Genomic DNA, 13,275 nt, shown 5'->3' on the forward strand with positions numbered 1-13,275 from the left:
GCCCAAGCCCGCCCGGCTCAAGCCCGCCCGGTTCTAGCCGACCGCCGCGTACGCCTCGTACGTCGCGTCGTCCTCGATCGCCACGGGCAGCAGGCCCGCTCCCCGCTCGTACTCCGTGCGCGCGGTCTCCAGGAGCCGGCGCCACGACGTGACCGTCGGCCTGCGGCGCAGCAGGGCGCGGCGCTCGCGCTCCGTCATCCCGCCCCACACACCGAACTCCACGCGGTTGTCGAGGGCGTCGGCCAGGCACTCGGTCCGCACCGGGCATCCGGTGCACACCGCCTTCGCCCTGTTCTGTGCCGCACCCTGCACGAAAAGTTCATCCGGATCGGTAGTGCGGCAGGCCGCCTGCGCACTCCAGTCAGCTACCCAGCCCATACCGGCGCCGTCCTCTCCCGAATCGAGGCTCCCCCACGGCGGAAGCGGCATATTCACCGCTGCCAGTTGGGACGTTACGGAAGGTGGGCACAGCGCAACACCCCCTTCGGGCCCAATCTTGGATGGCCCGAACGGACTATGCGTGCGCGTCAGATCACCCAGGGGAGTGATCGAGGGACATGCGTGAGCTATCGGACATATCAGCTGGATACGCCCGTCTACGGCGGGGCCGCTTCGGGCACCGTGTGACGCATGAGCCGGAATCGGACACGAGGTTCCCGTGTTTCGGGGTCACGGGAGTTCATGCCGCAGTCACGCCCGGGTCTTGATGCCAGACCACACTGCTGTGACAGTTGGGAGCAGCTTAGGCCAAGGCATATACGCGTGTCCGGCGAATGAGAACGTAGGCTGCCCCCATGGCAAAGAAGCGCTCCGGCGGTGGTCTGACCGGGACCCAGCAGGCCGCCAAGTTCCTCGGTGTCAGTGTGCTCGCGGGAGCCGTGCTGGCGGGCATCGCCCTGCCCGCGGCCGGCGCACTGGGACTGGCCGCGAAGGGGACGGTCGAGGGGTTCGACGAGATCCCCTCCAACCTGAAGACCCCGCCGCTGAGTCAGCGCACCCGGATCCTCGACTCCGAGGGCGGCCTGATCGCCACGGTGTACTCGCGGGACCGCACGGTCGTTCCGCTCGACAAGATCTCGCCGTACATGCAGAAGGCGATCGTCGCGATCGAGGACGGCCGCTTCTACGAGCACGGGGCGATCGACCTCAAGGGCGTGCTGCGCGCGATCAACCGCAACGCGCAGTCGGGCGGGGTCGCGCAGGGCGCGTCGACCCTCACCCAGCAGTACGTGAAGAACGTCTTCGTCGAGGAGGCGGGCGACGACCCGGAGAAGGTCGCCGAGGCCACCCAGCAGACCATCGGCCGCAAGGTCCGCGAGCTGAAGTTCGCGATCCAGGTCGAGGAGGAGCTGGGCAAGAAGAAGATCCTGGAGAACTACCTCAACATCACGTTCTTCGGACAGCAGGCGTACGGCATCGAGGCCGCCTCCCAGCGGTACTTCTCCAAGCGCGCGGCCGATCTGAGCCTCGGCGAGGCGGCCATGATGGCCGGTCTGGTGCAGTCGCCCAGCCGCTACGACCCGATCAACGACATCCAGGAAGCCACCAAGCGCCGCAACGTGGTCCTCCAGCGGATGGCCGACGTGAAGGACATCAGCCAGGCCGAGGCCGACAAGGCGAAGGCCACTCCGCTGAAGCTGAAGGTCAAGACGCCGAAGAACGGCTGCATCACCGCCGTCGACGGCGCCGGCTTCTTCTGCGACTACGTCCGCAAGACGATCCTCAGCGACCCGGTGTTCGGCAAGACGGCCGAGGAGCGCACGAAGCTGTGGAACCTGGGCGGTCTCACCGTCAAGACCACGCTCGACCCGCGCGCGCAGGCCGCGGCCAACGAGGCCGCCGTCGCGAAGATCAACAAGGACGACCCGGTCGCCGCCTCGGTCGTCCAGGTCCAGCCCGGCACCGGCAAGATCCTCTCGATGGGCCAGTCCCGCCCGTACGGCCTGGACCAGAAGCAGCACCAGACGACGCTGAACCTGGCCGTCGGCAGCAAGATGGGCGGCACGACGTACGGCTTCCAGGTCGGCTCGACCTTCAAGCCGATCACGGCCGCGGCGGCCCTGGAGAAGGGCCTGAGCCCGGCTCAGACCTTCGACACCCCTTGGAAGATCAACATCCCGGAGCAGGACTACACGCGCTGCGACGGCAAGCCCGCGGGCTACGCCAACTGGGAGATCGGCAACGAGGTCGAGTCGGAGAAGGGCTCGTACGACATGACCGGCGCCCTCGGGAAGTCGATCAACACGTACTTCGCCAAGCTGGAGCAGATGGCCGGCCTCTGCGAGACCATCACGATGGCGAAGAAGGTCGGGTACGAGCGTGAGCTCGGCAAGAAGGTGAAGGAGCTGCCCTCCATCACCCTCGGTGCCCAGGAGAGCACCCCGCTCGACATGGCGACCGTCTACGCGACCTTCGCCAACCGCGGTCTGCACTGCACCCCGGTGGCCATCGAGTCCGTCAAGGCCGCCAACGGCGACAAGCTCAACGTGCCGGACACCAAGTGCACCCGCGCGATGAGCGAGCGCACGGCCGACATGCTCAACCAGATGCTGAAGGGCGTCGTCGAGGACGGCACGGGCCAGAAGGCCGGCCTCAGCGACCGCGACAACGCGGGCAAGACGGGTACGACGAACGACCGCAAGGACGCCTGGTTCGTCGGCTACACGCCGAACCTGTCCACCGCCGTCTGGGTCGGCGACGACGTCGGCGAGAAGAAGTCGATGTACGACATCACCATCGGCGGAGTGACCTACGACAAGGTCTGCGGCGGTTGCCTCCCCGGCCCCATCTGGAAGATCGCGATGACCGGCGCGCTCGACGCCTCCGAGACGCCCGGCTTCGCCGCCATCTCCGTACCGCGGGCCGAGCAGCCCAAGGACAAGGAGAAGGAGGGGGACGAGGGCCCCAACAAGCCGAACAAGCCCCGTAAGCCCGGCAACAACAAGCCCGGCGACACGAAGCCCCCGAACAACCCGTTCCCGGGCATCACCCTCCCGGGGGACCTGCTGGGCGGCGGCGACGGCGGCCGGGGCCGCGGAAACGGCTGACGAGCAGCGGACCGTACGAGGAAGGGCGCCCCACTGGAGTGGGGCGCCCTTCCTCGTACGGTCGGTGCAGGCGGCTCGCGGGTGTCAGCCGGCGAGGTGCTTCTTCACGGAGGCGGCGACGCGGCCGCCGTCCGCCTGGCCGGCCACCTTCGGGTTCACGATCTTCATGACGGCGCCCATCGCGCGCGGGCCCTCGGCACCGGCCGCCTTCGCCTCGGCGACGGCCGCCGCGACGATCACGTCGAGCTCCTCGTCACCGAGCTGCTTCGGCAGGTACGCGTCGAGGAGGACCCCCTCCGCCTTCTCCCGCTCGGCCGACTCGGGGCGGCCGCCCTGGGCGAAGGCCTCCGCCGCCTCACGGCGCTTCTTCGCCTCCTTGGCGATCACTGTCTGCACCTCGTCGTCGGAGAGTTCGCGCTTGGTCTTGCCCGCGACCTCCTCCTTGGTGATCGCGGTGATGGTCAGCCGCAGGGTCGAGGAGCGCAGTTCGTCGCGCTCCCGGATCGCGGCGTTGAGGTCGTCCTGGAGCTTCGCCTTGAGCGTGGTCATGCGCCCAAGTGTGGCAGGTGCGGCGCCCCGCCCGCCCGCGCATTTACGCCCCGCGGGTCTGCGACGATGGGGGGATGCGCGCACGGTACGGGATCCCCCTGAAGATCACGGCAGGCCTCACGGCGACGGCGGCGGCCGGAATCGTCTACGCGGCGGGCTTCGAGGCCCGCTCGTTCCGGCTCCGCCGCGTGACCGTCCCGGTGCTCCCGCCCGGCATGGCCGACCTGCGGGTCCTCCAGGTCTCCGACATCCACATGGTGAGGGGCCAGGACAAGAAGCGCGCCTGGCTCCAGTCCCTCGCGGGGCTCCGCCCGGACTTCGTCGTCAACACAGGCGACAACCTCTCCGACCCGGAGGCGGTGCCGGAGGTCCTCGACGCGCTGGGCCCGCTGATGGAGTTCCCCGGCGTGTACGTCTTCGGCTCCAACGACTACTACGGGCCCCGGCTCCGCAACCCCGCCCTCTACCTCCTGGAGCGGATGCAGGGCAAGCACGGCCTCAACGGCAACAAGCCGGTCGTCGGCGCCGTCCACAACCCGTGGGAGGGGCTGCGGGACGCGTTCGACGCGGCGGGCTGGGTGAACCTCGGCAACACCCGGGGCCGGCTCAAGCTCCCGCAGGCGGACCTCGCGTTCACCGGCCTGGACGACCCCCACATCAAGCGCGACCGGTACGAGCGGGTGGCCGGCGGCCCCGACACCTCGGCCGACTTCTCGGTAGGCGTGGTCCACGCCCCCTACCTGCGCGCGCTCGACGCCTTCACGGCCGACGGCTACGAGCTGATGCTGGCCGGGCACACCCACGGCGGGCAGCTGTGCATCCCCTTCTACGGGGCGCTCGTCACCAACTGCGACCTGGACACCGACCGGGTGAAGGGCCTGTCCAGCCACACGGTCGGCGACCGCACGTCCTACCTCCACGTCTCCGCGGGCTGCGGCACCAGCCGCTACACCCCGGTCCGCTTCGCCTGCCCGCCCGAGGTCACCCTGCTCACCCTCACGACCCGCCGCTGAGCACCCCCGACGACCTGCGCCGCGACCCCCCGGAAACCGGATTTCGCCTCAGCGCGCGCGTGGGCTAAAGTAATCGATGTCGCCGCGACGTGAAGAACAGAGCAGCGACATCGGGGTGTAGCGCAGCTTGGCAGCGCGCTTCGTTCGGGACGAAGAGGTCGTGGGTTCAAATCCCGCCACCCCGACAGCCGAAACAGCAGGTGAGGCCGGTACTGGATCCAGTACCGGCCTCACCTGTTTCTGTCTGCGCGTCCATCGGCCGGTGCTCCGTGACCACGAAATGACACCAGCGGCCGACGCCGACAGCCCCGAACGGCGCCGACCGCAGCGGAACTTCACCAACCTCGAAGCCGAGGCAGCGAGCCGCCCGAGCTGAGCCGCCGAACAGCCGTGGACGAGTACGAACGTCTGCGGACCCGTCAGCCCGTGATCTTGAAATGGGTGTCGCGTGGCGGCCGTGGCGGAGCCCCGGGGTCAGGTGGTGGGGTGCCCGGCCGTGATGAGGAGGGTGGTGGGTCCCGCAGAGCCCCCTCCGCCGGTGCGCCCTCCCGGCGGCGCGAGCGGCCCGGCAGCGGCACCGGCAGCAGCACCGGCGGGCTCGCCGAGCTGTCCCGGCGCCGCCCCCGCAAGACGGCCGCCGTCGCCGGCGCCATCGCCTTCGTCGTCTTCCTGGTGATCGGGATGGCCTGGCTGTCCTGACGCCCGGCCGCATACGGTCCCGGGCCCGCGCCCGCCCTCAGTACGGCCTCGGCTCCATCACCCGCGACTCCCCGTCCACCCCCACGATCAGCGTGCAGCCCGGCTCGCCGGGCCCCGCGACGGCCCGTACGTTCACCGCCGTCGGCGGGTCGGTCGGCAGCTCCACCGGGACCGTCACCGGCCCGTCGTCCCTGGTCGTGGCATGGCCGGTCTCCTTGCCGTCGACGAGGACCTCGACGACGAGCCTGTGCCCCGTCTGGACGGTCGCGGAGACCGAGTGCCCCAGGTGGTCGGTGTGGAAGTGGTGCCGTCGGCTCATGGGTCACCTCCGTACCTCCAGAGTAGGTACGGACCGCCGGTCCCGCCCGCCACCGCCCGGCCGGCCCGGCCGCGCGGGGCGCGACCGGCGTGCGGCCTCGTCGGCCCGGTGGTCAGATGGAGCGGTACGCCGACCGGCGCCCCCGTGGAACGGAGCAGCCCCGATGACCGAGCGGCAGCGGCCTCAGCGGCTCGCCCACACGAGCGCGCCGAGCAGGATCAGGGCCCCCAGGGTCCCGAGGTTGACCACCTTGTACTGGAGGAAGATCGCGGCGAACTCCCTCATGGTCGCCGACGGCAGGAAGTAGCGGGCGGTCGGCGAACCCACCACCTGGCCGTCCACGCCCGCCCGGCGGGCCAGGATCGCGGCCCGGAAGGCGTGGAAGTTGTTGGTGACGATCACGCACGAGGAGCCGGGCCTGCCGTGCTCCATCAGCTCCCGGCTGAACGCCAGGTTCTCCTCCGTGGTCCGCGAGCGGTCCTCGCGCAGCAGCGCGTCCGCCGGGAAGCCGCGCTCCAACAGGTAGTCGGCCATGGCGTGGGACTCGGGCATCACCTCGTCGGGCCCCTGCCCGCCGGACACGATGAGGACGGGCGCCGCGTCGTCGCGCCGCCGGTGCGCCACCAGCCGCTCGTGCACCGCGAGGGCCCGGTCCAGGCGGCTCGCGAGCAGCGGCGGGACCTGGTCGCCGCCCGTCAGGCCGGACCCGAGGACCACGATGAAGTCGGCGTCCCGGCGGAGCCTCGTACGGCCGTAGAGGAACGCGTAGCCCACGAAGCAGACGAAGAGGAACGAGACGTAGCCGAGGACCAGGAGGAGGGTGACGACGGCCACCCGCAACGCCCACGATTCCGTCGCAGCGGCCGTCACCGCCAGGACCATGACACCGAACATGCCGAGCCCGGCCAGGAGCGACAGCAGGTTGGCCGGGCTCCTGCCCTCCTTGCGGACCATCTTCACGCCGTTCGCGGTGAGCAGCCCCGCCAGGACCACCGGGCCGACGCCGAGCACGAGCAGCCCGCCGATCATCACGGTCTCCGCGACCCCCGGCGGCGCGTCCTCCACCCCGACGAGCAGCCCGATCGCGAAGAACGTCACGGCGAGACCGAGGAGCACGGCGTTGCCGAAACGGCGCCGGTCCCGCCCCACACCGATCGCGAACAACAGCAGGAAGACCGCGGCGACGGCGAAGGCGAACGACATGACGGCATCGTAGGCGGCCCCCTCGGGCCCCTTCGGGCCTCCCCCTCAAGGCTCCTCGTCAGGACTCCCGCTCAGGCCCTCTCGGGCCTCCCGCTCCGGCCCCCTCGGGCCTCCCGCTCAGGTCTCCCCCGCCAGGGCGAACAGTCCGCGCCGCGCGCCCTCCTCGTAGGCGTACCGGAGTTCCGGGCCGTCGAGCAGCGTACGGAGCGCCCGCTCGCTCCGGTCGCGGGTCACCACGCAGAACTCCGCCGGCCGGTACGAGGAATCGAAGACGGAGGTCCGTAACAGGTCGACCGCGCCCAGCAGATGGGCCGCCTCGTCCCGACGCCCCGCCGACAGCCGGATCTGGGCGAGGAGTTCCGCCGCACCGGCCGCCCCCGCGGCCGAGCCCAGGCGCAGGTGCTCCCGGAGCGCCCACCGGGCGTGCTCCGCGGCCCGCTCCGCGTCCCCGTCCCACGCCGCGAGCTCGGCCCGGGCCATGGCGGACCAGGCCTCGGCGTTCATGTCCCGGCCCGCCCGGCCCCACCGGCTCTCGCGGTCCAGGTCCGCCAGGTCGAGCGCCTCCTGCGCGGCCTCCGGGTCCGTACGGCACAGGGCGAGCGCGAGACCGGCCCAGCAGGCGTGCCGGGTCGGGCCGAACTCCGGGTACTCCTCGGTCAGCGCGAGGGCCTCCCGGTACTCGTCCGCCGCCGCGCGCGTACGCCCCTGATAGAGGGCGGTCGATCCCCGCAGATGGGCCAGCAGCCCGAGGGCCCCGCCGTCCCCGTCCCGGACGGCCGCCGCCCAGGCCCGTACGAGCAGCGGATCGGCCTCCTCCGGGCGGCCCGACTCCAGCTCCAGGAACGCGGCGAGCCACAGCGCGCGGGCCGACGGCTCGCCGCCGAGCAGCGCCAGGGCGTGCCGGAGCCGGGTCCGGCCCTCGGCGGCCCGCCCGCAGACCACCCACAGGAACCACAGGGACACGGCGATCTCGACGGCGGCGTCCGCCTCGTCGCCGCGCGGCGGGGACGCGGTCGTCGGGTCCATGGCGGCGGCCAGGTCCGGCAGTTCCCGCAGGGCGAGGTCGCGGGCGTCGAGCTGCCGGCCGCTCTGCCACCGGTCGGCGGCCGTCCGGGCGAGCTTCACGCACCACCGCCGGTGGCGCAGGACCAGGTCGGGCCGGTCGCCGCGCCCGGTGAGCCGGCGGGCGCCCACGGCGCGCGCCGGGTGCGGCATCCAGTAGCGGGGGACGTCGTCCTCACCGGCGAACAGGTCGTCGACACGGAGCAGGGCGAGGGGCAGGAGCCGGTCGAGGACGCCGAGGACCGCGGTCGGGGGCAGCGCCCAGGACGCGCAGACCTCGCGGACGGCGTCCGGGCCGAAGGTCCCCTCGAAGACGGACAGCCGCTCCCACAGGAGCCGTTCGGAAGGTCCGCAGCGGTCGTAGGCGCGCTCCGCGGCGGCGAGCTGGTCCCCGCTCACGGGCTCGCCCCACAGAAGCCGCTCGTCGGGGGCCGGCCCGGCGGCCCACGGCGCCGACCGGTCGGCGGGGGCGGTGCCCTCCCGGAGCCACTCGTCGGCCGACGGGCCGTCCCAGAGCTGCCGATCCGCCGACGGACCGTCCTGAAGCCACTCGTCGGCCGGCGCCCCGTCGCGGAGTCGTCGGTCCGTCGTCCCGGGTGGGTCCTCGGCCCCCATGCGCACCGCCCCCGTCCTCTCCGTGTGTGAGGTGTTCCGACTCCATGGCGCGCGAACGCCGTTACGGCTTGAATGCACATGCCTCGGTTCACCATCCTGGGGCGCCCCGCAAGCCGTATCCCTGGTTTGCCGGGGATCGACCAGGGAGGGAAATGACGACCGGGGAATCCGTCCTGGGAGAGGCGGATCTTTCGCTGATCCACGCACTGCAGATGGCTCCGCGCGCCAGCTGGACCCAGCTGTCGGCCGTACTGGGCGCGAGTCCCGACACCCTCGCACGCCGCTGGGAGCACCTCACGGCCGGGGGGTACGCCTGGAGTTCGCTGCTCGCCGCCCGCCACGGCACGGACGAGATGCTGTACGCCTGGGTCGAGCTGGAATGCGCCGCGGGCACCTCCGAGGCCACCGCGGCCGACGTGGCGGGCGATCCGTACACCCTCGGCGTCCACCAGGTGACCGGCGACGCCGACCTCGTCCTGCTCGTGATCTCCCCCGACCTGCACGCCCTCGACGGCTACCTCGCCGGACGCGTACGGCGGCTGCCCGGGGTGCTGCGCTGCCGCACCCAGGTCGTCACCCGGATGCACAACCGCCCCTACCGGTCCCGGATCGAGCAGCTCACCCCGGGACAGGTCCAGCTCCTCACCGAACTCACGGGCGGGGACCGGCGGCCGCGCACGCACGCGCGTGTACTCTCCCACTTCAGCGCGCTGGACCGCCGGCTGATCGCGGAACTGGCCGGGGACGCCCGCCGGAGCGCCGCCGAACTGGCCCGGCAGTGCGGTACGAGCGAGTCGACCGTACGCAGGCGGCTGGACGCCCTGTCGGCCGGCGGCACCCTCCACCACCACTGTCTGCCGGCCCCGAGGTTCTCCGGGCGTCCGATGTGGGCGATGGTCACCACCGACGTGCCGCCCCTGGAGGTGCCGGCGACGGTGGCCGCGCTCGCCCGGCTCCCGCAGACCCGGCTGGTCACCTCCGTCACCGGACCGCACAACCTGGCCGTCGCGATGTGGCTCCGTACGGTCGACGAACTGCACGAGGTCACCTCGGCGTTCGTACGGGCCGCCCCGGCGCTGCGGATCGCGGGCACGGCGCTCGCGCTGCGCACCCACAAGATCGGGGCCCAGGTCCTCGGCCCGGACGGACGGCGGACCCACCACATCCGTCCCGACGCCCCCTGACGGGTCTTCCTGACGGGGGGGGCGGCGGGCTCAGGCGGCCGGGCGGGTCGCCTTGATCGAGTACATCATCGGGATCCGGGGCCGGTCCGACGGGAAGCGGTAGTAGCCGTCCTCGTGCCGCTGCAGCGCCCCGTACCGCGGGAACAGCGAGGCGTCGTGCTCGTGCAGGAACTCGATCCGCAGGCCCGCCCCGGCAAGCGCGGTGACGACCTCGCCGACCGGATGCACCCACTCCACGCTGCGGTTGTGGACGGTCGCGGCGTCCAGCTCGGCGTACGTGCCCGGGGTGGTGTCCACCCAGGGCTCGCGCACGAAGTAGTCGTTCACGATCCGGCTGCCGGTCTCGTCGTCGAGCGAGTCGGTCAGCGGATGGAACTCCGCCATGTACAGGAAGCCGCCGGGGGCGACGAGCGAGGCCGCGGTCTCCGCCCAGCGCACGATGTCGGGCAGCCAGTTCAGCGCGCCGCAGCCGGTGTAGACGATGTCGTACGAGCTGTCCGGGACGGCCTCCGCGGCGTCGTACACGTCGGCCGCGACGAACGCCGCCCGGTCCTGGGTGAAGCCCAGGTCGGCGGCGAGCGAGCGGGCCGTGTCGACGGCCGGCTCGGAGAAGTCGAGGCCGACGACCTGCGCGGCGCCGTGCCGGGCCCAGGACAGGGTGTCGAGGCCGATGTGGCACTGGAGGTGCAGCAGGGAGCGGCCGGTGACGTCCCCGACCTCCGCGAGCTCGAAGTCGCGCAGGGCGTCCTTCCCGGCGCGGAAGGCGTCCAGGGCGTAGAAGTCGCTCGCGGCGTGGATCGGGACGCGCTCGTCCCAGCGCGCGCGGTTGACCTCGTGCCAGTCGTCGGGCGTCGGCGCATACATGCCCGCGAGGTTATCCACAGGTTGAGGGTGACGCGACCCGATTGTCCGCCGCGCGGAGCATCATGGGTGCCATGACTGAGAGCAACCACCCCGACCCCACGACCGGGCCCACCGACCAGGCCCCCGCCTGGCAGCGACGCTTCCGCGCACCGCGGGTCTCCCTGCCCGAGTGGGCGGAGGAGGCCCCCGACCGCTCGCTCTTCGTGTCGAACGCGACGGGGACGTACGAGCTGTACGCCTGGGACCGGGCGACCGGGGAGCAGCGCCAGGTCACGGACCGGCCGAACGGCACGACGGACGGCACGCTGTCGCCCGACGGCGCCTGGATCTGGTGGTTCGCGGACACCGACGGGGACGAGTTCGGGGTGTGGATGCGCCAGCCGTTCGCCGGCGGCGCGGACGAGCCGGCCGTGCCGGGTCTCGACGCCTCCTATCCCGCGGGCCTCGCCATCGGCCGGGACGGCACCCTCCTGGTGGGCCGCTCCACGGACGAGGACGGCTCGACGGTCCACCTCGTGCGCCCCGGGGCCGACGCCCCGGTCGAGATCTACCGGCACCGGGAGTCGGCCGGGGTCGGCGACCTGTCGTACGACGGCTCCCTGATCGCCGTCGAGCACACCGAGCACGGGGACGCGATGCACTCGGCGCTGCGGGTGCTGCGCTCCGCGGACGCGAGCGTCCTCGCCGAGCTCGACGACACCAAGGGCGGCACGGAGGAGCTGGGGCTCACGGTCCTCGGGTTCGCCCCCGTGGCCGGCGACAGCCGGCTGCTCGTGGGGCACCAGCGGCGCGGCCGCTGGGAGCCGATGATCTGGGACGTGGCGGACGGCACGGAGCGGGACCTCCGCCTCGACCTGCCGGGCGACGTGTCGGCCGAGTGGTACCCGGACGGTTCGGGCCTGCTGATCGTGCACAGCTTCGAGGCCCGCAGCGAGCTGTGGCGGTACGAGATCGCGACCGGCGCCCTGGTCCGGGTGGACACCCCGCCCGGTTCGGTGTCGAGTGCCACAGCCCGGCCGGACGGCAGCGTGGAGTACCTGTGGTCCTCGGCCGCCGAGCCGCCGGTGGTGCGGTCCACGGACGGCGGCGTCGTCCTCGACCCGCCCGGCGCCAAGGCCCCGCCGTCGGTGCCGGTGGAGGACGTGTGGGTGGAGGGCCCGGGCGGCCGGGTCCACGCGCTCGTGCAGCGGCCGGCGGGCGAGGGCCCCTTCCCGACGGTCTTCGAGGTGCACGGCGGCCCCACCTGGCACGACAGCGACGCCTTCGCGTCGGGCCCGGCGGCCTGGGTGGACCACGGGTACGCGGTGGTGCGGGTCAACTACCGGGGCTCGACGGGGTACGGACGGGAGTGGACGGACGCCCTCAAGCACCGGGTGGGCCTGATCGAGCTGGAGGACATCGACGCGGTCCGCGGCTGGGCGGTGGCGAGCGGTCTCGCCGACCCGGCCCGGCTCGTGCTGTCCGGCGGCTCCTGGGGCGGCTACCTGACGCTCCTCGGTCTCGGTACGCAGCCGGAGGCCTGGGCGGTCGGGCTCGCCGCGGTCCCCGTCGCGGACTACGTCGCGGCGTACGAGGACGAGATGGAGGCGCTGAAGGCCCTGGACCGGACGCTGCTCGGCGGTTCGCCGGAGGAGGTGCCCGAGCGGTACGCGGCCTCGTCGCCGCTCACCTATGTCGACGCGGTGAAGGCACCGGTCCACATCTCGGCCGGGGTCAACGACCCGCGCTGCCCGATCCGCCAGATCGACAACTACGTCGAGCGGCTCGTGGCGCGGGGCGCGGTCCACGACGTGTACCGGTACGACGCGGGCCACGGCTCGCTCGTGGTGGAGGAGCGGATCAAGCAGGTCGGCCTGGACCTGGCGTTCGCCGCGAAGCACCTGGGAGGTGGGCCGGTGCGGAGCTGAGGCGGCCGGGGACCCGGCCGACGGGCCGCCGGGGCGGCCCCCGTACCGTGGGGGGCGTGTACCGGTTCCTGAGAACGCCCCGCTGGTGGGGGATCAACGTCTTCGTCCTGCTGGCGATCCCGTTCTGCGTGTTCATGGGGACCTGGCAGCTGGGCAAGTTCGAGGATCGCGTCGACTCCCACGAGGAGGCCGAGCAGCGACCCGCCGTCAGCACGCTGAAGACGGCGCCGCTGGACTCGCTGCTCCCGGTGGACAAGGAGACCTCGGGTCGCTCGGCCGAGGCGCGCGGCCGGTTCGGGGCGCAGTTCCTCGTACCGGACCGCGACCTGGACGGCCGGACCGGCAGTTACGTCCTGACGCTGCTGCGGACGGACGGGGGCCGTTCGGTCCCGGTGGTCCGCGGCTGGCTCCCCACGGGGGCGAAGGTCCCGGCCCCGCCGTCCGGCGAGGTCACGGTCGTGGGCGCGCTCCAGGCCTCGGAGAACGGTGGCACCAAGGGCGTCAACGCGGCCGGCGGGCTGCCCGAGGGGCAGCTGGGGATGATCAGTGCGGCGTCCCTGGTGAACGTGGTCACGGACGACGTCTACGACGCGTGGATCACCCTCGCCGAGTCCCCGGCGGGGCTGACCCCGGTCCCGGCGGCGGCCGCGGCGGGCACGAGCCTGGACGCGAAGGCCTTCCAGAACCTGGGCTACACCGCGGAGTGGTTCGTCTTCGCCGGCTTCGTCCTCTTCATGTGGTTCCGCCTGGTCCGCCGCGAGGCGGAGGCGTCCCGCGACGAGGCGCTGGGTCTGTAGGGAAGCGGGGAGGGGC

The 13,275-nt window shown here is 72.5% G+C and carries 12 protein-coding genes and 1 tRNA gene; 7 read left to right on the forward strand and 6 right to left on the reverse strand.

The genetic code is table 11. The features are described 5' to 3' along the window. Nucleotides 1–33: 33 nt before the first annotated feature. The gene (locus EAO70_RS16170; protein WP_015034550.1) at nt 34–378 is read right to left on the reverse strand and encodes a WhiB family transcriptional regulator; all 345 of its coding nucleotides are present in this window, start codon (nt 376–378) and stop codon (nt 34–36) included. Nucleotides 379–794: 416 nt separating this feature from the next. Between EAO70_RS16170 and EAO70_RS16175 the strand changes: the two genes are divergently transcribed. Then, on the forward strand, nt 795–3,047 hold the full coding sequence (locus EAO70_RS16175; protein WP_148003674.1) for a transglycosylase domain-containing protein: 2,253 nt from the start codon (nt 795–797) through the stop codon (nt 3,045–3,047). An 84-nt stretch (nt 3,048–3,131) separates the two neighbouring features. Here EAO70_RS16175 and EAO70_RS16180 read toward each other — a convergent pair whose 3' ends face one another. Further along, nucleotides 3,132–3,596: a GatB/YqeY domain-containing protein gene (locus EAO70_RS16180; protein WP_148003675.1), complete on the reverse strand. Its 465-nt coding sequence runs from the start codon at nt 3,594–3,596 to the stop codon at nt 3,132–3,134. A 74-nt stretch (nt 3,597–3,670) separates the two neighbouring features. On the opposite strand from EAO70_RS16180, the gene EAO70_RS16185 reads away from it, so the two are divergent. The 3 genes from EAO70_RS16185 to EAO70_RS16195 all read left to right on the forward strand — a co-directional run bounded on the left by EAO70_RS16185 (nt 3,671) and on the right by EAO70_RS16195 (nt 5,308). Continuing rightward, complete coding sequence (locus EAO70_RS16185; protein WP_148003676.1) at nt 3,671–4,609, forward strand: metallophosphoesterase; 939 nt, start codon at nt 3,671–3,673, stop codon at nt 4,607–4,609. Between the two features lie 111 nt (nt 4,610–4,720). Next, nucleotides 4,721–4,794: transfer RNA gene (locus tag EAO70_RS16190), tRNA-Pro, on the forward strand. Nucleotides 4,795–5,095: 301 nt separating this feature from the next. Continuing rightward, a complete protein-coding gene (locus EAO70_RS16195) occupies nt 5,096–5,308 on the forward strand; it encodes a hypothetical protein (protein ID WP_261992893.1) in 213 nt (70 codons plus the stop codon). Nucleotides 5,309–5,345: 37 nt separating this feature from the next. Here EAO70_RS16195 and EAO70_RS16200 read toward each other — a convergent pair whose 3' ends face one another. The 3 genes from EAO70_RS16200 to EAO70_RS16210 all read right to left on the reverse strand — a co-directional run bounded on the left by EAO70_RS16200 (nt 5,346) and on the right by EAO70_RS16210 (nt 8,507). After that, a complete protein-coding gene (locus tag EAO70_RS16200; protein WP_148003677.1) occupies nt 5,346–5,627 on the reverse strand; it encodes a hypothetical protein in 282 nt (93 codons plus the stop codon). Between the two features lie 183 nt (nt 5,628–5,810). Continuing rightward, nucleotides 5,811–6,830 carry a YdcF family protein gene (locus EAO70_RS16205; protein ID WP_148003678.1) on the reverse strand — a complete coding sequence of 340 codons (1,020 nt, stop codon included), beginning with the start codon at nt 6,828–6,830 and terminating at the stop codon, nt 5,811–5,813. Between the two features lie 117 nt (nt 6,831–6,947). Beyond that, entirely contained in the window at nt 6,948–8,507 is a 1,560-nt protein-coding gene (locus EAO70_RS16210; protein WP_261992899.1) for a tetratricopeptide repeat protein, read from the reverse strand. Nucleotides 8,508–8,659: 152 nt separating this feature from the next. Here EAO70_RS16210 and EAO70_RS16215 point away from each other — a divergent pair, with 152 nt between their 5' ends. Then, nucleotides 8,660–9,691 carry an Lrp/AsnC family transcriptional regulator gene (locus EAO70_RS16215; protein WP_148003679.1) on the forward strand — a complete coding sequence of 344 codons (1,032 nt, stop codon included), beginning with the start codon at nt 8,660–8,662 and terminating at the stop codon, nt 9,689–9,691. A 30-nt stretch (nt 9,692–9,721) separates the two neighbouring features. Here the strand turns inward: EAO70_RS16215 and EAO70_RS16220 are convergent, their stop codons facing one another. Then, nucleotides 9,722–10,555, reverse strand: a complete 834-nt coding sequence (locus tag EAO70_RS16220) for a class I SAM-dependent methyltransferase (protein ID WP_148003680.1) — start codon at nt 10,553–10,555, stop codon at nt 9,722–9,724. 62 nt (nt 10,556–10,617) lie between these two features. Between EAO70_RS16220 and EAO70_RS16225 the strand changes: the two genes are divergently transcribed. Together EAO70_RS16225 and EAO70_RS16230 are read left to right on the forward strand one after the other, a co-directional pair. Then, complete coding sequence (locus tag EAO70_RS16225; RefSeq protein WP_410091283.1) at nt 10,618–12,462, forward strand: prolyl oligopeptidase family serine peptidase; 1,845 nt, start codon at nt 10,618–10,620, stop codon at nt 12,460–12,462. Between the two features lie 56 nt (nt 12,463–12,518). Further along, nucleotides 12,519–13,259, forward strand: a complete 741-nt coding sequence (locus EAO70_RS16230; protein WP_148003682.1) for an SURF1 family protein — start codon at nt 12,519–12,521, stop codon at nt 13,257–13,259. Nucleotides 13,260–13,275 lie beyond the last annotated feature (16 nt).

This window comes from Streptomyces sp. adm13(2018), from assembly GCF_008042145.1.
Lineage (GTDB): Bacteria > Actinomycetota > Actinomycetes > Streptomycetales > Streptomycetaceae > Streptomyces.